This is a genomic window from Zoogloea sp. JDB1 (assembly GCF_056724025.1).
On sequence record NZ_CM161496.1, the window covers coordinates 5636402 to 5656243 of the forward strand.

Below are 19842 nucleotides of genomic sequence, written 5' to 3' on the forward strand. Positions count from 1 at the left end.
TATGGCGACCATTCGGGTCTGGATTCTAGCATGGGGCCCTGATGCGCCTCCCGCGCCGACCGTAACCGACAGGACAGGATTCCGCCCCCGATGAGCGAACAGACAAGCAGCGAAGACAAGGACCTCCCCCTCCGTGACGACATCCGCCTGCTCGGCCGCGTACTCGGCGACACCGTGCGCGCGCAGGAAGGCGAAGCGGTGTTCGACCTGGTCGAGACCATCCGCCAGAGCTCGATCCGCTTCCGCCGCCACGAAGACCACGCCGCCCGCCGTGAACTGGAAGCCACGCTGGACTCCCTGTCCCGCGACCAGACCATCGACGTGGTGCGCGCCTTCAGCTACTTCTCGCACCTGTCCAACATTGCGGAAGACCAGCACCACATCCGCCGCTCCCGCGCCCACCAGATCGCCGGCTCGGCGCCGAAAGAAGGCAGTCTGGCCCACGCCCTGGAGCGAGCCTTCGAGGCCGGCATGGGCAGTACGGAGCTGACAGCCTTCTTCGACACTGCCAACGTGGTGCCGGTGCTCACCGCCCACCCGACCGAAGTCCAGCGCAAGAGCATCCTCAACTGTCAGATGGCGATCGCCCGTCTGCTCGACGAGCGCGACCGCATGCAGCTCACCCCCGACGAGCAGGAAGCCAACGACGAAGCCCTGCGCCGCGCGGTGCTGACCCTGTGGCAGACGCGCATGCTGCGCACCGAAAAACTGTCGGTGATGGACGAGGTGACGAACGGCCTGTCCTACTTCGACTACAGCTTCCTGCGCGAACTGCCGCGCCTCTACGCCAGCGTGGAAGACCGCCTGGCGACGCGCGACCGCAGTTGGGGCGCGCTGGAGCTGCCCAACTTCATGCGCGTCGGCAGCTGGATCGGCGGCGACCGGGACGGCAACCCCTTCGTCACCGCCGAGATCCTCGAGAAAGCCCTCGCCACCCAGGCCGAGAAGGCCCTGACCTCCTTCATGGACGAGGTGCACACCCTCGGCTCCCAGCTGTCCATCGCCCAGGGCCTGGTCAGCGCGTCCGATGCGCTGCTGCGCCTCGCTGCCGCATCGCCGGATGGCTCGCCGCACCGTAGCGACGAGCCCTATCGCCGCGCGCTGACCGGCGTCTATGCGCGCCTCGCCGCCACCTACGCAGCCCTCCTTGGCCACCAGCCTCCGCGTCACGCGGTGGGCGCCGCAGCGCCCTACGCCGGGCCGGACGAACTGGCCGACGAGCTGGAGATCGTGCACCGCTCCCTCACCGCCAACGGCCTCGGCGCCCTCGCCCGTGGCCGCCTGCGCCACCTGCGCCGGGCGGTGTCGGTGTTCGGCTTCCACCTGGCGCCGATCGACCTGCGCCAGAACTCCGACGTCCATGAGCGCGTCGTCGCCGAACTGCTGAAGGCCGCCGATCCGGCCAAGGACTACCTGGCTCTCGACGAAGCCGGCCGCATCGAGATGCTGCTCGAAGAGCTGGCCACCGCCCGCCCGCTGGCCTCCCCGTGGATCGAGTATTCCGAGGAAAGCCGCGGTGAGCTGGCGATCTTCCGTGCCGCCCGTGCCGCCCACCTGCGCTACGGCAAGGCCGCAGTGCCGAACTGCATCATCTCCAAGACCGACGACGTCTCCGACATCCTCGAAGTCGCCGTGCTGGCCAAGGAAGCCGGCCTGCTGCGGCCGGCCGAAGGCGCGCTGGACGTGAACATCATCCCGCTGTTCGAGACCATCGGCGACCTGCAGAACGCTGCCGGCGTGATGGACCGCCTGTTCTCCCTGCCCGCCTACATGGCCTTGCTGGAGTCCCGCCGCAAGGAGCAGGAAGTCATGCTCGGCTACTCCGACAGCAACAAGGACGGCGGTTTCCTGACCTCCGGCTGGGAGCTCTACAAGGCCGAGATCGGGCTGGTGGACACCTTCGCCCGCCACGGCGTGCGCCTGCGCCTGTTCCACGGCCGCGGCGGCTCCGTCGGCCGCGGCGGCGGCCCCAGCTACCAGGCCATCCTGGCTCAGCCGGGCGGTGCGGTGCAGGGCCAGATCCGCCTCACCGAGCAGGGCGAAGTCATCGCCTCCAAGTACGCCAACCCGGAAGTCGGCCGCCGCAACCTGGAAGTGCTGGCCGCCGCGACGCTGGAAGCCACGCTGTTCGCGCCGCGCGATCCGGCGCCCCGCCCCGAATACCTGGAAGCGATGGACGAACTGTCGGACGCCGCCTTCAAGGCCTACCGCAACCTTGTCTACGAAACCGACGGCTTCGAGCGCTATTTCTGGGAGTCCACGGTGATTTCGGAAATTGCCGCGCTGAACATCGGCAGCCGCCCGGCGTCCCGCAAGAAGTCCACCGCCATCGAAGACCTGCGCGCCATCCCGTGGGTGTTCAGCTGGGCCCAGTGCCGCCTGATGCTGCCGGGCTGGTACGGCTTCGGCTCGGCGGTGCACGCCTACATTGCCAAGCACGGCGACGCCGGCCTGGCCCGCTTGAAGGCGATGCACAAGGAGTGGTCCTTCTTCTCGACGTTGCTGTCCAACATGGACATGGTCCTGGCCAAGAGCGACATCGCGATCGCCAGCCGCTATGCGGACCTGGTCAAGGACGGCGCACTACGCGAGGCGATTTTCCCGCGCATCGCCAAGGAGCACGCCAGCACCATCGAGATGCTGCTGACCATCAGCGGTCAGGGTGAACTGCTCGACGCCAACCCACTGCTCAAGCGCTCGATCCGCAACCGCTTCCCCTACCTCGACCCGCTCAACCACGTGCAGGTCGAGCTGCTGCACCGCTACCGGGAAGGCCACCAGGACGAGCGCGTACGCCGCGGCATCCACCTGTCCATCAACGGCATCGCCGCCGGCCTGCGCAACAGCGGTTGATACACGGTGCCGGGGGCCGGCATTCCGGCCCCCGGGCTGGCCCCCACCTACACCGCGTACTGGGTCACCGCAATCTCCATCCGCTCGACGGCCTGATTGAGGATCTGCACCGCCTCACGGGTCACCCCGATTACGGCCTGGTTCTGGTCGGTCATCGCCGACACGCGCTCGACGCTACCGGTCAGATGGGCCACCGCCCCCTGCTGCTCTTCCGAGAGGCGCGAAATCCCGTTCACCATGTCCTGGGTTTCCGCCATCTGGCTCTGGATGGCCTGCAGCGCCTCGCGGGCATCCTGCACCAGGCGCACCCCGGCCTCCACCTGCACGGCACCGGCGCGCATGCCATCCACCGCCTTGCCAGTCTCGGCCTGGATGCTGCCGATCATCGTGCCGATCTCCTGGGTCGCCTGGCCTGTGCGTTCGGCCAGCTTGCGCACCTCGTCGGCCACCACCGCAAAGCCACGCCCCTGCTCGCCAGCCCGCGCTGCCTCAATGGCCGCATTGAGAGCCAACAGGTTGGTCTGGTCGGCGATCTCACGGATCACGCCGGAGATACGCGAAATCTCGGCCGACTGGGTGCCGAGGAACTCCACTTGCTGGGCCGACGTGGTGACCGTTTCGGCCAGCGCCAGAATGGTTTCGCTGGCTTGCACCGACAGGCTGGCGCCCTGCGCCGACACCTGGCTGGCCGCTTCCGCCGCCGCGCGGGTCGCCGCCGCCGACGCTGCGACGGTGCCGATGGACTGGGAAATCTGTTCGATACCCTGGGCCGCCGAGGCCGTCGCCTCGCCCTGCACCTCCGCCGAGCTGGCGCTTTCGGCAACACCCTGGGCGACCCGGCGGGCCACCTGCTGAACCTGTGATGCCGTATCCGCCATCCCCTGGATGGTGGCCTGCATCGACGCGACGAAATCGTCGAGCCCACGGCCAATCTGCCCGACCACATCGGGGCGCAACAGATTGAAACGCTGGTCCAGGTCGCCACTGGTCAACAGGCGTTCGATATGTTCGGTGATGGCGCCCAGATCCCGCCGCATGCGCGGCACGAAGAAAGCCAGGAACCAGGCGCTCCACAGCAGGCCGACCAGACCCAGGCCCTGCAGTACATAAGGCGGCAGCTGCGGGGTAAAACCCGACACCATCAGCAGGCTGCCGAGCAGACAGCCCAAGCCCACTCCGATCAGCTGCACCGGGAAGGAGCCGAGCAGCGCCCACGGCGACACCCGCACCGGCACCACGCGGCCATGTTCGATGCGGATCGAGGTGTCTCCATCGGTAATACGCATGTAGGCCGCTTCGGCAGCGGCCACGTCACCCGGTGCCGGGCGCGCGCGGATCGACTGGTAGCCGGTGACCCTACCGTGCTCACGCACCGGCGAGGCATTGGCGACGACCCAGTAATAGCCGCCGTCACTACGCCGGTTCTTGACCAGGCCGCGCCACGGTCGCCCGGCCTGCAGGTCGCGCCACATATCTGCAAAGGCCTGCGGCGGCATGTCCGGATGGCGCACCATATTGTGCGGCTGGCCGAGCATCTCTTCGCGGCGGAAGCCGCTGACCCTGGCGAAGGCCTCATTGGCCTCGATGATCGTGCCCCTCAGGTCGGTGCGGGAATAGATGAATTCACCGTCCGGCAGCAGGGTTTCCGAACGGGTAACAGGCTGATTGATGCGCATGATGGCAGAGGCTTCGGCTCGGGTATCCGGACGCAACGGCCACAGCCGGCTCGCAGGAACGGCGAGCCGGCTGTCGGCAGGTCACGGGGAAGGGAGAAACGGTGCAACGCACTGTTTCTCCTGGCACGGTGGCTTACACCGCGCCGCGGGCTTCCCGCTTGGCGTCGGTGGCCAGGCCCATGACTTCGGCAAGGGTGAGCTTGTCGAGCTTCGGCTTGCGGGAGGCCAGGCCGTCCACAAGAGTCACCACCTTCTGGGAGGCCGTCTGGCCCTTGAAGTCTTCCTTCTCGTAGCCGATCAGATCGGCCAGTTCGTTCCAGGTCATACCATCCTGCAGCGGGATCAGCTCAACGGTGGCGCCGTTGAAATCGAACAGCACCTGCTTGGCAACGTTGACCACGAACAGGATCGCCTTGGTGCCTTCGGTGAAGTCGGGGCCGTACTTGGCCAGCAGCGGCTCGAGCAGGTCGAGTTGGTCGAGGGAGCCGGACAGGAACACCAGCTTGTCGCCGGCGGCCAGGGACACGCCCTGCTTCAACACGGCCTTCGGCGCATTGCGGCGGCCCTGAGCGTCACCGATGTCCCCTTCGACCACCACCAATTCGCCGCGGTAAGCAGCCTTGTCGCCGACGGCTTCCTTGAAGTTCATGTTGAAGAGGAGTTGGTCTTTTTCATAGCGGTCGTACAGCATGGCGGCTTCCTTGGCAGGTAGATGGCAAATGGCCATTACTGTGCAAGAGGAATGCCAGCCTGTACGAAAACGGTCATGCCTTGCGGGACAAGGCTTTTCGCACCATCGACGGATATCGGGACATGTCGCAAAGACGACAATGGTGCATCCGCGACGCGCACAGAAAAGACAAGCCCGGCCGATCGGCCGGGCTTCATTCCACACTTGCTGTGCGTTTCGGAACGGTGCCTGGCTGTGTGTCTTGCCGCTGCGAACCGGCGAGCTATCGTTCCAGCAAGCCGATCAACGTTTCCCGCGCGGCCGCCCCGCTACCGGCGCCGACGGCCGGCGAACGTCCGGCGGCGCTCGTCGCGCCCCCACCGGGCTGGCGGCCTTAGCGCCACTCTTCCGGGACGCTCCGGCGCTCCCCCTCCGCCCTTCACCGCTACGATCAAGGATCACGGGCTGATCGCGCGGCACCAGATGGCGCGGAGATGCGCCGATCAAGTCGCCACGCCCCATGGCCCGCAGGGCTTCACGGATCAGCGGCCAGCCTTCCGGATCGTGGTAGCGCAGCAGCGCCTTGTGCAGGCGGCGCTGGCGGCCGGACTTAGGCGTATCCACCGCTTCAGACCCCGCCGACACCTTGCGCAGCGGGTTCTTGCCCGAGTGGTACATGGTCGTCGCCATCGCCATCGGCGTCGGCATGAAGGTCTGCACCTGGTCGAGCTTGAAGTTGTTGGTCTTCAGCCACAAGGCCAGATTGACCATGTCCTCGTCCGTAGTGCCCGGGTGGGCCGCGATGAAGTAGGGAATCAGGTGCTGCTTCTTGCCGGCTTCCTTGGAGAAGCGCTCGAACATCTCCTTGAAGCGGTCGTAGGTGCCGATGCCCGGCTTCATCATCTTGGAGAGCGGGCCCTCCTCGGTGTGCTCGGGGGCGATCTTGAGCAGGCCGCCGACGTGGTGGGTGACCAGCTCCTTCACGTACTCCGGCGAACGCACGGCGAGGTCGTAGCGCAGGCCGGAGCCGATCAGCACCTTCTTCACGCCGGGGATCGCCCGCGCCTTGCGGTATAGCTGAATCAGCGGACCGTGATCGGTGCCGAGGTTCTCGCAGATGCCCGGGAACACACAGGACAGACGCCGGCAGGAGGACTCGATCTTCGGGTCCTTGCAGGCCATCCGGTACATGTTGGCGGTGGGGCCGCCAAGGTCGGAGATGGTGCCGGTGAAGCCCGGCGTCTTGTCGCGGATCTCCGCGATCTCCTTGAGGATGGAGGCTTCCGAGCGGCTCTGGATGATGCGCCCCTCGTGCTCGGTGATCGAGCAGAAGGTACAGCCGCCGAAACAGCCGCGCATAATGTTGATCGAAAAACGGATCATGTCCCAGGCCGGGATGCGCGCTTCGCCATAGCTCGGGTGCGGCTGACGGGCGTAGGGCTGGCCGAAGACCCAGTCCATCTCCTCGGTGGAGAGCGGCAGCGGCGGCGGGTTGAGCCACACATCGCGGCAGCCGGGGCCGACACCGTGGGCCTGGACCATCGCGCGGGCATTGCCGGGGTTGGACTCCAGGTGGAAGGTGCGCGACGCGTGGGCGTACATCACCCGGTCGTCCTTCACCACCTCGTAGGCCGGCAGACGGATGACCTGGTGGGCGCGCGCGGCCTTGCGGGCTGCGACGCGTTCGGCGGCTGGAACGATGCGCACCGGCTGCGCGCCACCCGGCGTCGCCGGGGCGGGCTGCTGGGGTTCCATCGCATACGGATCGGGATGGGGCTCGACGGGGCCGGGCCGATCGACGGCGACGGAATCGATCTCCACGAAGCCCTCCGGGTGCCAGCCGGGCTTGACCATGAAGGCGGTGCCGCGCAGGTCGCGGATCTCTTCGATCGGCTCGCCGGCGGCCAGGCGATGGGCCAGCGCGATCACCGCCCGCTCGCCAGAACCGAAGATCAGCAGGTCGGCCTTGGAATCAGGCAGGACCGAGCGACGTACCTTCTCGGACCAGTGGTCGTAATGGGCGATGCGGCGCAGGCTGGCCTCGATGCTGCCGATCACGATGTTGGCATCTGGATAGGCTTCGCGGGCACGCTGGGGATACACCACTACCGCCCGGTCGGGACGCTTGTCGGGCAGAGCGTCCGCCGTGTAGGCGTCGTCCGAGCGCGGCTTGCGGTCGGCGGTGTAGCGGTTGATCATCGAATCCATGTTGCCGGCGGTGATGCCGTAGAACAGGCGCGGCTTGCCGAGGGCGCGGAAGGCGTCGGCGGAATGCCAGTCCGGCTGGCTGATGATGCCGACGCGGAAACCCTGGGCTTCCAGCGCGCGGCCGACCAGCGCCATGCCGAAACTGGGATGGTCGATATAGGCATCGCCGGTGACGATGATGATGTCGCATTCGTCCCAGCCGAGCGCGTCCATTTCCGACCGGCTCATGGGCAGGAAAGGCGCCCGCTTCAGCTTGGGACGGTAAGGAGGATACGAAAGCAAAGAGGGGGTAGTGCCGGGTTTTTCCATGGGCGCGATTGTACGGGAGCCCAACTTGGAACACCCGCGAAACCGGACGTTCCCTATACCTTCAAGGCCTCCTTGACCACCGGCCACTGGCGCCGGCTGATCGGCAGCTGCTCGGCAAGCCCATCGAACAAGACGACCCAGTGGGCCTCGCCGTCCTCCCCGGTGGTGGCGCGCGCGACCCCCTTTACGGCATGGATGGCGATCAGGCTGTTGCGGTGAATGCGCAGGAAGCGGCCGGCGAATTCCTCTTCGAGCTGCACCAAGGATTCGTCGAGCAGGTATTCCCGCTCGCGGGTGCGGGCCACCACGTATTTCTGCTCGGCCTTGAGGAACAGCACATCGGTCACCGGCACCAGCAGGATGCGTCCGCGCTCACTGACGCTGAAATGCCCGCGGCCACCCGGCGACAGCTTGCGCAAGACCTCCTCGGACGGCCGAAGCTGGCGCCGCACCTTGACCAGTGCATCGGCGAGACGGCTGGCACGCACCGGCTTGAGCAGGTAATCGATGGCCGCCAGCTCGAAGGCCTGCACCGCATATTCATCGTAGGCGGTGGTGAACACCACGGCCGGCGGCGACTCGAGCCGTCCCAGGTGGCGGGCCAGCTCGATGCCGTTCATGATCGGCATTCGGATGTCAGTCAGCACCAGATCCGCCCTCTGCCGCTCCAGCACGGCCAGGGCGTCCACCCCATTGGCCGCGGCACCGATGACGCGGGTTGGGTGCGCATCGGCAAGATCTCCGAGCAGGTCCTGCAGGCGCGTGCGGGCCGGCGCTTCATCATCGACGATCAGCACGGAGAGCGGCGACACAGCGTTCATCTGGCAATCCTGAAAGGCAGACGGATGCGTACCCGGTAAACGTCATTCCCCTGCTCGACGTCCAGACTCGCTTCCAGATCGAAGAACAGCATCAGACGCTCCCGGATGTTATCCACCGCCATGCGATTGCCCACATGATGCATGGCAACGCCGCACATAGGGTTGGCGATCTCGATATGGACCTCCGCACCGCGCCGGGCTGTGGAGATGGAGACGGTCCCCCCGGTCTCTCCGGGCTCGATGCCGTGATAGACGGCGTTTTCGACCAATGGCTGGAGCATCAGCGGCGGTACCAGTGCCGCATCGGCGGCCGGATCGCGGGCCCAGTCCACGGCCAGCCGCCCGCCGAGGCGCAGGCGCTCCAGGTTCAGATAGCGTTCGCACAAGCGCGTCTCTTCAGCCAGGGGCACCAAGTCACGGCTGTCCTGCATCAGAGCCCGGAAGAGATCGGACAACTCCTCCAGGGCCTCCTCGGCCCGCCGTGGATTGGAGCGCAGCACGCCGAGCACGCCGTTCAGGCTGTTGAACAGGAAATGCGGGCGGATCCGCGCTGTCAGCGCCATCAGGCGGGCTTCAGCAAGCGCCGGCGCATAGGTGGCGCCACGGTGATGGAAATAAGCTAGCACGCAGCCGAACGCAATACAGGACCAGACCAAGGAACGCCCCAAGCCATAGCCATCCACCGGAGTCAGCAGCAGATGGGAGAGCACAACCACTGCGAGGACGCAACCACCTGCGGCAACGGCCCCGCCCGGCGTCGGCAGACGGCTCAGCACGGGCTGAAGCAGGAACAGCAGCGCGACCGACAGGATCAGGGGGTATTCGACACGCATCGCCATATCGAGCACTTCCTGCACAAAGCGGCTGCCGACCTCGTTGCGCACGAACACCGCCAGCAACGCCAGGACATTGACGAGCAGCAGGACGCGCAACACGACGCCCAGATTGCGGAAGTCTGGCAAGGCCCCCTGGTAGCGCATGCGACCGGCAAGCTGCGGGTTTTGTTTTATACTCATGGGTCAAAAATCGGGCCAAAACCTTGAATCCACGGGATTCTCCACGGGCATAGGCCAACTTAATCGCAGAGAGCATTCGCAATTATGGCAGATCAATCCGCGCCGCAGGACGGCCCCAAAGCCTGGTCCGGCCGCTTTTCCGAACCCGTTTCCGACCTGGTCAAGCGCTATACCGCCAGCGTGTTTTTCGACAACCGCATGGCCGCCCAGGACATCCGCGGCTCCCTCGCCCACGCCAAGATGCTGGCCAGGCAGGGCATCATCGGCACCACCGACCTGGCCGACATCGAGCGCGGCATGACGCAGATCGTCGGCGAGATCGAGCGCGGCGAGTTCAACTGGAACCTCGACGACGAAGACGTCCACCTCAACATCGAGAAGCGCCTCACCGCCCTCGTCGGCGACGCCGGCAAGCGCCTGCACACCGGCCGCAGCCGTAACGACCAGGTCGCCACCGACATCCGCCTGTGGCTGCGCGACGCCATCGACACCATCCTCGGCCTGATCCGCGAATTCCAGTTGGCCGTCCTCGACCTGGCCGAGCACCACGCCGACACCCCGCTGCCGGGTTTCACCCACCTGCAGGTCGCCCAGCCGGTCACCTTCGGCCATCACCTGATGGCGTACTACGAGATGACGCGCCGCGACGCCGAGCGCTTCGCCGACTGTCGCAAGCGGGTCAACCGCCTGCCGCTGGGTTCCGCCGCGCTGGCCGGCACCACCTACCCTATCGACCGGGAATATGTGGCGGAGCTGCTGGGCTTCGAGGAGGTCTGCTTCAACTCTCTCGACGCGGTGTCGGACCGGGACTTCGCAATCGAGTTCAGCGCTGCCGTGTCGCTGCTGATGACCCACCTGTCGCGCCTGTCCGAAGAACTCATCCTGTGGATGAGCCCGCGCGTCGGCTTCATCGACCTGGCCGACCGGTTCTGCACGGGCAGTTCGATCATGCCGCAGAAGAAGAACCCCGACGTACCCGAACTTGTGCGCGGCAAGACTGGCCGTGCCAACGGCAACCTGATCGCACTGCTGACCCTGATGAAGGGCCAGCCGCTGGCCTACAACAAGGACAATCAGGAAGATAAGGAGCCGCTGTTCGACTCCGCCGATACCGCCATCGACACCCTGCGCATCTACGCCGACATGATGGGCAGCCGCGTCGAGAACGGCGAGAAGGTCTTCAACGTACGCGTCAAGCCGGCCGCCATGCAGGCCGCGCTGACCCAGGGTTACGCCACCGCCACCGACCTGGCCGACTATCTTGTGAAGAAGGGCCTGCCCTTCCGCGACGCCCACGAGGCCGTCGCGCTGGCCGTGCGCGCCGCCGATGCCAAGGGCTGCGACCTGCCGCAGATCCCTCTCGAAGAGTTGCGCGCTGCGATGGCCCATGTGGCCGGCGCGGTCGAACGTCTGGGCGAGGATGTGTTCCAAGTCTTGACGGTCGAGGGTTCCCTCGCCGCTCGCGATCATGTGGGTGGCACGGCCCCAAACCAGGTACGCGCAGCCATCGCTCGCGCACGCGCTCGTCTGGCCTGAGGAGGAGCATCATGGAAAGGATTGGCAAGTACGAGATCCGGCGTTTGCTCGGCGAGAGCGCGACGAGCGCTGTCTATCTCGGCTTCGATCCTTTCAGCCAGCGCGAGGTGGCCATCAAGCGCCTCCATCCGGAGATCCTGCGCAGCACCGACCGCACCGCGCTGTACCACCACCTGCTGCTCAACGAGGCCTCCCTCGCCGGCAAGTTGCAGCATCCGCACATCGCCCAGATCCACGATGCGGTCATCGAGGACCGGGACGCCTACGTGGTGATGGAGTACGTGCGCGGCGGCACGCTGGAACCCTTCACGAAGCCGGACAATCTGCTGTCCTTTGAGCATCTGGTGGAGATTGTTTTCAAGTGCACGCGAGCGCTCGACTACGCTTACCTGCAGGGCGTCACGCACCGGGACATCAAGCCGGCCAACATCCTGCTCACCTCACCAAACGGCCAGGACATCAAGGTATCCGACTTCGGTGCAGCGATCTTCACGGCCAGTGAGACGACACAAGTATCTGGCCTCGGCTCGCCGGCCTACATGTCGCCGCAGCAGGTCCGCGAAATGCCGCTGGATCACCGCACCGACATCTATTCCCTCGGCGTGGTGATGTACCAGCTGCTGACCGGCCAACTACCCTTCCAGGCCAGCACCAACGTCAACCTGATCTACCAGATCGCCAATCAGGTCGCCCCGCCACCATCGAGTATCCGTCAGGAGATTCCGCCCGAGCTGGACGCTATCGTCGTGCGTGCGATGCAGAAGGATCTATCCGCGCGTTACGCGACCTGGATGGAGTTTTCCCACGACCTGGCCCAAGCGTACCGCAACCGTAATCTTGCCGCGGACGACCGCAGCGAGCCACCGGAGAGTGCCAAGTTCGAGCGTCTGCGAGCCTTCCGCTTTTTCCGGGAGTTCAGCGACATCGAAATCTGGGAGATCGTCCGCTTTGCGGAATGGAGGCTGATTCCGGCTGGCTCCATCGTCATGAAGGAAGGCGAGCCGGGCAATCATTTCTGCATCGTCGTGGATGGCGAGCTGCGCATCATCAAAAAGGGCCACCTGCTCAACGTGCTCAGCACCGGCGACTGCTTCGGCGAGATGGCACTATTCACGGCCGGACGCGGCGCACGCACCGCCTCGGTGGAAGCCACCACCGAGACGCGCATCCTGATCATCCGGGCACCGGCCCTGCTGCGCGCCTCCGCCCTGTGTCAGATGCACTTCTACAAGGGCTTCCTTGAAGTCCTCGCCACTCGCCTGTCCCTGGCCAACAGCCGCATCTCCAGCGTCTGAAGCAAGGTAGCCTCCAACGCAAACGGGGCAGCCAATGGCTGCCCCGTTTGTATTCAACTCAGCCCAGCTCAGGCCAGCGCTTCATCGATCAGCTTCTTCAGCTCACCGGAGTCGAACATTTCCTTCATGATGTCCGAACCGCCGACGAATTCGCCCTTGATGTAGAGCTGCGGAATGGTCGGCCAGTTGGCATATTCTTTGATGCCCTGACGGATGGCTTCGTCGGCCAGCACATCGACGGAGAACAGGTTCTGCACACCGGAAACCTTGAGGATCTGCGCAGCAGCGGCGGAGAAGCCACAGCGCGGCATCGCCGGCGTACCCTTCATGTACAGCACGACCGGGTGCGTGGTGACTTGTTCGTGAATGATCTTTTGAACGTCCATCGTGGTCTCGCAAAAATAGTTGAGCAATTCAGTCGGGAAAGTCTAGGCCTGACGGAGGAAGGCGTCAAGGGTAGCGGCCATGGCTCGTTCTTTCGATACCAGCCAGATCCACCGCTGACGCCACCTCCTGAAAGCCCGAAGAAACAAGCAAGTCACGGACCATTGCCGCCTGATCGTAGCCATGCTCGATGAACAAGTAACCACGGGGCGCCAGGAAGGCCGGCGCCGCCAGCGTAATCCGGCGCAGATCGTCGAGCCCTGCAGGCCCTGACGCCAGCGCCGTGTGGGGCTCGAAACGCACGTCGCCTTCCTTCAGGTGCGGATCCGCGTCGGCAATATACGGTGGATTGCTGACAATGAAATCGAAAGCTGTCGCTTCCACCGCGGAAAACCAGTCGCTCACGATAAAGTGCACCTTGGCGCCGAGGCTTGCCGCGTTGCCACGCGCCACATCAAGTGCAACTGGTGACAGGTCCACCGCCGTCACCTGCGCATCCGGAATTTCCAGCGCCAGCGTCACGGCCAGCGCGCCGCTGCCCGTTCCCAGATCAAGGATGCGCGGCGCGTTGCCGGGACGAATCCGCTCACGGACGAGGTCGACGATCAGTTCGGTTTCGGGACGCGGAATCAGCACCGCCGGATTTACCTGGAAACGCCGCCCGTAGAACTCCCGCTCACCGAGGATGTAGGCCATCGGCTCGCCGGCCACGCGGCGTTCGAGCCAGTCCGCATAGTGCGCGGACTGCTCGGCCGACAGGCCGCGTTCCGGGTAAGCCGCCACCTGGGCAGCCCCAATGCCGAGCAGCCGGCACAGGAACATGCGCGCCTCACTGGCCGGGATGCGCCCGCGTGCCGCCGCCAGCGCGCTACCAAGAGTCAGCTCAGGCATTCTCATCGGCCAGAGCCGCCAGTAGCTCGGCCTGGTGCTCAGCGGTCAGCGCCGCGACGACTTCATCCAGATCGCCCTGCATCACTGCGTCGAGCTTGTAGAGAGTCAGGTTGATACGGTGATCGGTGAGCCGGCCCTGCGGGTAGTTGTAGGTGCGGATGCGCTCGGAACGATCCCCACTGCCGACCAGGCTCTTGCGGGTCGCCGCCTCGCGGGCCTGCTGCTCGCGCACCTGGATGTCCTTGATCCGCGCCGCCAGCACACGCAGCGCGGAAGCCTTGTTCTGGTGCTGGGAGCGCCCGTCCTGGCACTCCGCCACGATGCCGGTGGGAATGTGGGTGATGCGCACCGCCGAGTCGGTCTTGTTGATGTGCTGGCCACCAGCACCGGAAGCCCGGAAGGTATCGATGCGCAGATCCGCGGGGTTGAGCTCCACGTCACCGACTTCATCGGCTTCAGGCATGACGGCTACCGTACAAGCCGACGTATGGATACGCCCCTGGGTTTCGGTGGCCGGCACCCGCTGCACGCGGTGGCCGCCGGATTCGAACTTCAGGCGGGAATAGGCACCATTGCCGGCCACCCGGACGATGACTTCCTTGTAGCCGCCCAGTTCGGAATCGCTGGCCGAAATGATCTCGACACGCCAGCCCTGGCGCTCCGCGTAACGGGTGTACATGCGCAGCAGGTCACCGGCGAACAGCGCCGCCTCGTCGCCGCCCGTACCCGCACGGATTTCCAGGAACAGGTTGCGCTCGTCGTTGGGGTCGCGGGGCAGCAGGGCCGTCTGCAGTTCGCTGTCGATACGAGCCTGTGTTGCCTGGGCGGTCTCCAACTCGGCAACGGCCAGCTCCCTCATCTCCGGGTCGGCCAACATATCCTTGGCGGTGGCTTCGTCTTCGAGCGCCTGACAGAAGTCCCGGTAAAGCGCAACGACAGGCGAGATTTCAGCATGCTCGCGCGTGAGCTTGCGGTAGTTGTCCATGTCGCTGGCCGCCTCGCTGCTGGCAAGCAGGCGATCGAGCTCCTGCAGGCGGTCGGCAAGATTGTCCAGCTTGTCGCGGATACGCTGTTTCATTGGCATGGGGCCTGCGGCTGCAGGCGAGGACGACCTCCCCGATGGGGCTAGTGGTCTCGGTGGAGATTGAAGATACGCTGGACCAGCTCAGCGCTGTCGCCCCGCTGGTCCCCCTCCGCGTCGTTCAGAAAACGCGTCGGGGCATGCATGAATTTGTTGGTCAGCCCGTGGCTGAGGGCCTCAAGCACCTTCTGCGGATCGTCGCCACGGGACAGCAGGCGCACAGCCCGTTCGAGCTCGGCACGGCGCAGTTCGTCGGCGTGGGAACGCAGCGCACGGATGGTCGGCACCGTATCGCGGCTGTCGAGCCAGTGCAAGAAGCCATCGACGCGCTCATCGATGATGGTCTCGGCTTCGACTACCGCCGCCTGACGGGACTCGAGACCAGAATCCACCACCTGCGCAAGGTCATCAACCGTGTAGAGGAACACGTCGTCGAGTCCGGCGACTTCGCCTTCGATATCCCGCGGCACAGCCAGGTCTACCATGACCATCGGACGGTGACGACGCGCCTTCAGAGCCCGTTCGACCATACCAAGCCCGATGATGGGCAAGGGACTGCCGGTACAGGACACCACGATGTCGTAGCCGGCCAGCGCCTCGCCGATCTGGTCGAGACGCAGCACATCGCCGCCGAAACGGGCCGCAAGGTCCTCCGCCCGTGACTGGGTCCGGTTGGCGATTGTCAGACGACGCGGTTTAGCGCCACCAAAATGCGCCGCACACAGCTCGATCATCTCGCCGGCACCGATGAACAGCACCTTCTGATCGCTGACCCGCTCGAAGATCCGCTCCGACAGATGCACGGCAGCAGCTGCCATCGACACGATGTTGGCGCCGATCGCCGTCGTGGAACGCACTTCCTTGGCCACCGAGAAGGTGCGCTGGAAGAGCTTGTGCATCGTCGCGCCAAGCGTTCCGGCCTCTTCGGCCTGGCGCACCGCATCCTTCATCTGCCCAAGGATCTGCGGCTCGCCGATGACCATCGAATCGAGCCCGCTTGCCACCCGGAACACGTGGCGGATCGCATCCCGCTGCGGAAAAGTGTAGAGGTAAGGAGAGATATCCTTCAACGCGACGCGGTGGTACTCGGCAAACCAGTCCGCCGCATGCTGCGGCTGCTGGGTTGCGAAATACAACTCCGTACGGTTGCAGGTGGACAGGATGGCCGCCTCTTTTACCGGCTTGGCCTCCACCAGATCAGCCAGCGCCTGAACCAGACGCTCAGGACGAAACGCGACCTGTTCGCGGATCGACAGGGGCGCGGTGTGGTGATTCAAGCCAAGGGCAAAAAGCTGCACGGGAAAAGCCAGGCAGTGGCGAAATTCGGCAAAGCCGGATTATATCACCCGAAAATTTGGCGATAAGTGCGCATCGTTACCGCCCATCCGACTTGACCGCTTCCGTCAGCATCCACTCGCGAAAAGCCCCCACTTCCGGACGCCCACGGACGGAATCGGAGATCACCAGATGATAGGCGTAGCGGGAAGGCATGGAGACATCGAAAGGCAGGATCAGGCGGCCAGCAGCCACCTCGACCTCGATGAGCGGCCGCAGGATCAGGGCCACGCCCTGCCCGCCCAGAACCGCTTCGAGCACGAGCGCGGTACTCGAGAAGCGCGGCCCCCGACTGACATCGGCCCCCGGCAGACCGGCCAGACGAAACCAGTCCGCCCAGTTCGGACGCCCGCCTTCATCCGGCAAGGACTCGTCATGGATCAGCACTTGACGACACACATCCGCCGGCGTCAGCAGGGGCCCTGAACGGGCGATCAACTCCGGGCTGCACACTAGCATGTAGTCCGGAGCAAGAATCAGGTCGCACTGGGAGCCCGTGTAGTGACCGATACCGAAGCGCACCATCACGTCGGTCACATCCCCATGCAGGTCTGCCAGCACCTCAACCGACTCCCCCACTCCGTCGATGCTGGCCTCGCTGCTGGTCAGGCGCAATTCGATGTCAGGGTGCAACACCGCAAACCGTGGCAGGCGCGGCACGAGCCAGCGCAGCGCGAAAAAGGGTGGGACATGGACCGTCAGCGCGCGCGGCCCACCATGACGCGTCGTCTCCACGGCCGCGACGAGATTGGCGAGTCCTTCCCTGACCTTGGGAAGCATCGCAATGCCCACATCCGTAAGCTCCAGCGCACGCGGCCGGCGCCGGAACAACGGGGTATCGAGATAGGCTTCAAGCGTCTTGATCTGCTGGCTGATCGCCGCCGGCGTCACAAATAGCTCCGCGGCCGCACGCTTGAAGCTCAGATGACGAGCGGCTGACTCGAATGCGCGCAGCGCGGAAAGAGGGGGCAAACGGTAGCTCATCACACAGACGAATAAGCAAAACTTAATCGTAGCATTACAAATACTCGTTTGCTGCACCGCAACACGCAAAATATATTGACTGTACGGCGCGACGAAATAGCATGCCGCCCGCCTTCCCCTCCTCCCTCGCCAGGCGGCAGGCCGCGCCCCCCTTACTTGAAAGGACTACGCCATGAGCTTCACCGAACTGCGCGATCTTCTTGCGAAGCAACTGGAACAGCGGGTTGAAGCGGAACGTCATCAAACCGCAAACGGAAAACAACTTGCAACAGAAGACGACGCCTATTTCAAGGAAGTATTCGCTGGCCTCGTGCTCTGAGCAAACCACGGCCGGCAAACCTCCACAAATGCCGGCTTACAAATCCATACGACTGGTTACACCCACTCGTCGGCTCATCTTCTACAGTGAAAAACAAGCCATCGGCCCCGACCGACAATAAAGAGTAACTGGAGAAGAGTATGAAAACGATGACGAGAACCTTGGCACTTGTACTGGCAATGAGCACGTTCATGGGTTGCTCGAGCATGAGCACTCGCGACAAAAACACGGCAATCGGCGCGGCAATCGGTGGTGTCGCCGGATCTGTGCTGACCGGGGGCAGTACCAGCGGTACAGTCGGTGGCGCAGCGGTGGGCGGCGTGATCGGCCATCAGATCAAGCGCTGACGGCACACCGGAACAGCACTTGTCCGTAATAAAAGCGGCGGCACCAAGCATCAGCCGCCGCGAATCTGTCAGTAACCACTTGTCAGCGCGGCCATCTCGCGATCCAGAGCACTCGCATCCCCGAGATTGAGTTCCACCAAGCGACGCAGATGGGTAATGCTGTCCAGATCGATCTCCCGGCACTGCATGCCAATGTGAAGGTGGCCACCGATTTGCTCCGCGTGAGCAATCTCACCATCCATCGACACTGCAGCATCGCCTGTCCCGGACAGAACAAGACGCAATTGGCAAACTTCTCCACGTTTGACAGAACTGGACAATCCGTCAAGCGCGGGACAAGTTAGCAATGCACCTTTCAGTGACAGGTCGCGTACTTCGCACGCCAGTCTATGCCCGGCCAGTGCCAACATGGCCCCTTCCTGAAAGTGGACCCGGCTAAATTTCCTGCGTTGTTCACTCTGCATTCGTAGATCCTCGAGCATTGATACGCCGCGGCACTCACCGCACATCCGGACGAGTCGCTCACTCTCCGTTGAACTCTGGCTTCCGCTTCTCCTTGAAAGCCAGCCTCCCTTCCGCATAGTCATGACTGTTGTAAACCACCCTGCGCAAGCCCTGGATCCGCTCGAAGTCCTCCGGAGCCATCGCATGCGCGCCAGCCAGAATCCGCAGCTGTTCCTTCATCACGGAAATGGACAGGGGTGCGTTTGCCGCAATACGCTTCGCCATGCCGTAAACCACGTCATCCAATGACGACTTCTGCACGACATGATTGATCACCCCGAGACTGCATAAACGTGACGCGGACAGCGGAGCGGCGGTAAAAAGCATTTCCTTGGCTATGCGCAGGTTTGCCGCATTGAGAAAAGTCAGCAAGCCGCCCACATTGTAAGGCACGCTCAGTTTGGCTGGCGTCGCGGCAAAAGTCACATCATCCGCCGCGATGATCAGATCACAGGCAAACACGGTCTCGCAGGCGCCTCCCCACACACTTCCCTCAATCATCGCAATGATCGGCGCAGGAAAACTCTCAATCTCCCGAATCAGCTTGCGTAATGGGTCACGCCACGCCAGCGGGTCGTGGCCAGCCTCAGGTAGCTCGTTGATGTCGTGCCCGGCAGACCAGACCTTGCAACCCGGCCTGGCTCGTAGTACCACGCAGCGCACGCCCACCCCGCGAAATGACTCCAACGCGGCCGAGAACTGATCGACCATTTCCTCACAAAGCGCATTGCGCCGATCTTCCCTGTCCAGGGTAACGGTCGCAATCCTGTCGGTTATCTCTATCTGCAGCATTGGATTCCTGTCATGCATCGCTCAAACCGCTGTTGTCTCGCCCGCCATGAACGGCAACACGACTCTTTGCAAACTGAAGTCGAGCCTGCATGCCAAACAATATTGAATCGCAATGACGCGCCGCCTTGGCTAGGTTGAGGAAATCTCCGCCACTTCACTTATAAGGCTGGGAAGGAGAAACACCATATCATCCGACACCCTCCCCTTTGCGCAGCATTGTCGCTATACACCCGGCGAGCCAGATCCCCTGGCCATCGTGGATCAGCACCTTCATCCGGGTGCCCCGTCGGTTGGCGAAGAGGTAGGCGTGATGCGGGCGCGCTTCGCCGAAGACCTGTACCACCTGCGCGAGAATCGTGTCCATGCCGGCCCGCATGTCGAGCGGAGCCACCGACAGCCACAGGGCTTCGACCCGGATCACCCGAGCCACTCGCGCAGCCAAGCTCCACAAGCTGCGGCCGAAGACGCGGGCCACTCCACCGTGACCACTGCGGCGCCTTTGCGTAGTTCCAGGCGGATTGGGGCATCGAGGCTTGGGGAAAGTGGCACCGGGACAAAGCCGCCCATCGGCTCGGAGGCCGCCATCCGTAACGGCAGACAGGACAACTCGGGCGGCGCGATGCCCCGCTCGCGCATCCAGCGGCGCAACTGGTTGGCGTTGACCCCGTTCGCCAGCGCCACCCCGGCGACCGACGCGCCGGGTTCGCCGCAGGCTTTGATCAGGGACTGCTTGAACGCCTCGGAATGGATGCGACGGGTACGGCGAGGCTTCGTGACGTTCATGTAAGTGTCCGCTTCTATTGGCTAGTGGGCACTATGTT

19 protein-coding genes are annotated in these 19842 nt (G+C 64.3%); 5 read left to right on the forward strand and 14 right to left on the reverse strand.

Annotated elements, in window-relative coordinates; all coding sequences use genetic code 11:
• Positions 1-90: 90 nt before the first annotated feature.
• Positions 91-2853 (forward strand): phosphoenolpyruvate carboxylase, encoded by a 2763-nt coding sequence (gene ppc, locus AC1PPK_RS25590; RefSeq protein ID WP_481115783.1) that lies wholly within the window; start codon positions 91-93, stop codon positions 2851-2853.
• Between the two features lie 47 nt (positions 2854-2900).
• On the opposite strand, the gene AC1PPK_RS25595 is transcribed toward ppc, so the two are convergent.
• The 5 genes from AC1PPK_RS25595 to AC1PPK_RS25615 form a co-directional block, all read right to left on the reverse strand.
• Positions 2901-4529: a methyl-accepting chemotaxis protein gene (locus AC1PPK_RS25595; protein WP_481115784.1), complete on the reverse strand. Its 1629-nt coding sequence runs from the start codon at positions 4527-4529 to the stop codon at positions 2901-2903.
• Between the two features lie 133 nt (positions 4530-4662).
• Complete coding sequence (locus tag AC1PPK_RS25600; protein WP_481115785.1) at positions 4663-5220, reverse strand: hypothetical protein; 558 nt, start codon at positions 5218-5220, stop codon at positions 4663-4665.
• A 282-nt stretch (positions 5221-5502) separates the two neighbouring features.
• Positions 5503-7635 (reverse strand): YgiQ family radical SAM protein, encoded by a 2133-nt coding sequence (locus tag AC1PPK_RS25605; protein ID WP_481115786.1) that lies wholly within the window; start codon positions 7633-7635, stop codon positions 5503-5505.
• A 134-nt stretch (positions 7636-7769) separates the two neighbouring features.
• Complete coding sequence (locus AC1PPK_RS25610) at positions 7770-8537, reverse strand: LytR/AlgR family response regulator transcription factor (protein ID WP_481115787.1); 768 nt, start codon at positions 8535-8537, stop codon at positions 7770-7772.
• Entirely contained in the window at positions 8534-9553 is a 1020-nt protein-coding gene (locus AC1PPK_RS25615; protein WP_481115788.1) for a sensor histidine kinase, read from the reverse strand. The genes AC1PPK_RS25610 and AC1PPK_RS25615 overlap by 4 nt, the downstream gene beginning before the upstream one ends.
• 84 nt (positions 9554-9637) lie before the next feature.
• Here AC1PPK_RS25615 and argH point away from each other — a divergent pair, with 84 nt between their 5' ends.
• Together argH and AC1PPK_RS25625 are read left to right on the forward strand one after the other, a co-directional pair.
• On the forward strand, positions 9638-11089 hold the full coding sequence (gene argH, locus AC1PPK_RS25620) for an argininosuccinate lyase (protein ID WP_481115789.1): 1452 nt from the start codon (positions 9638-9640) through the stop codon (positions 11087-11089).
• 11 nt (positions 11090-11100) lie between these two features.
• On the forward strand, positions 11101-12384 hold the full coding sequence (locus AC1PPK_RS25625) for a protein kinase domain-containing protein (protein ID WP_481115790.1): 1284 nt from the start codon (positions 11101-11103) through the stop codon (positions 12382-12384).
• 68 nt (positions 12385-12452) lie between these two features.
• Here the strand turns inward: AC1PPK_RS25625 and grxD are convergent, their stop codons facing one another.
• From grxD to gcvA, 5 genes are all read right to left on the reverse strand, one after another.
• A complete protein-coding gene (grxD, locus tag AC1PPK_RS25630; protein WP_481115791.1) occupies positions 12453-12770 on the reverse strand; it encodes a Grx4 family monothiol glutaredoxin in 318 nt (105 codons plus the stop codon).
• Between the two features lie 64 nt (positions 12771-12834).
• A complete protein-coding gene (gene prmC, locus AC1PPK_RS25635) occupies positions 12835-13665 on the reverse strand; it encodes a peptide chain release factor N(5)-glutamine methyltransferase (RefSeq protein ID WP_481115792.1) in 831 nt (276 codons plus the stop codon).
• Positions 13652-14737, reverse strand: coding sequence for a peptide chain release factor 1 (prfA, locus tag AC1PPK_RS25640; RefSeq protein WP_481118272.1), 1086 nt, complete (start codon positions 14735-14737; stop codon positions 13652-13654). The genes prmC and prfA overlap by 14 nt, the downstream gene beginning before the upstream one ends.
• A gap of 47 nt (positions 14738-14784) precedes the next feature.
• Positions 14785-16038, reverse strand: coding sequence for a glutamyl-tRNA reductase (hemA, locus tag AC1PPK_RS25645; protein ID WP_481115793.1), 1254 nt, complete (start codon positions 16036-16038; stop codon positions 14785-14787).
• A 76-nt stretch (positions 16039-16114) separates the two neighbouring features.
• Positions 16115-17047, reverse strand: a complete 933-nt coding sequence (gene gcvA / locus AC1PPK_RS25650) for a transcriptional regulator GcvA (protein WP_481115794.1) — start codon at positions 17045-17047, stop codon at positions 16115-16117.
• A 184-nt stretch (positions 17048-17231) separates the two neighbouring features.
• On the opposite strand from gcvA, the gene AC1PPK_RS25655 reads away from it, so the two are divergent.
• Both AC1PPK_RS25655 and AC1PPK_RS25660 read left to right on the forward strand, forming a co-directional pair.
• Complete coding sequence (locus tag AC1PPK_RS25655) at positions 17232-17378, forward strand: hypothetical protein (RefSeq protein ID WP_481115795.1); 147 nt, start codon at positions 17232-17234, stop codon at positions 17376-17378.
• A 140-nt stretch (positions 17379-17518) separates the two neighbouring features.
• Complete coding sequence (locus tag AC1PPK_RS25660; protein WP_481115796.1) at positions 17519-17725, forward strand: glycine zipper 2TM domain-containing protein; 207 nt, start codon at positions 17519-17521, stop codon at positions 17723-17725.
• 68 nt (positions 17726-17793) lie between these two features.
• Here the strand turns inward: AC1PPK_RS25660 and AC1PPK_RS25665 are convergent, their stop codons facing one another.
• The 4 genes from AC1PPK_RS25665 to AC1PPK_RS25680 all read right to left on the reverse strand — a co-directional run bounded on the left by AC1PPK_RS25665 (position 17794) and on the right by AC1PPK_RS25680 (position 19804).
• On the reverse strand, positions 17794-18189 hold the full coding sequence (locus AC1PPK_RS25665; protein ID WP_481115797.1) for a PilZ domain-containing protein: 396 nt from the start codon (positions 18187-18189) through the stop codon (positions 17794-17796).
• A gap of 58 nt (positions 18190-18247) precedes the next feature.
• The gene (gene scpB, locus AC1PPK_RS25670; RefSeq protein ID WP_481115798.1) at positions 18248-19021 is read right to left on the reverse strand and encodes a methylmalonyl-CoA decarboxylase; all 774 of its coding nucleotides are present in this window, start codon (positions 19019-19021) and stop codon (positions 18248-18250) included.
• A 187-nt stretch (positions 19022-19208) separates the two neighbouring features.
• A complete protein-coding gene (tnpB, locus tag AC1PPK_RS25675; protein ID WP_481115799.1) occupies positions 19209-19451 on the reverse strand; it encodes an IS66 family insertion sequence element accessory protein TnpB in 243 nt (80 codons plus the stop codon).
• A complete protein-coding gene (locus AC1PPK_RS25680; RefSeq protein ID WP_481115800.1) occupies positions 19439-19804 on the reverse strand; it encodes a transposase in 366 nt (121 codons plus the stop codon). Before AC1PPK_RS25680 ends, tnpB begins: the two co-directional genes overlap by 13 nt.
• Positions 19805-19842 lie beyond the last annotated feature (38 nt).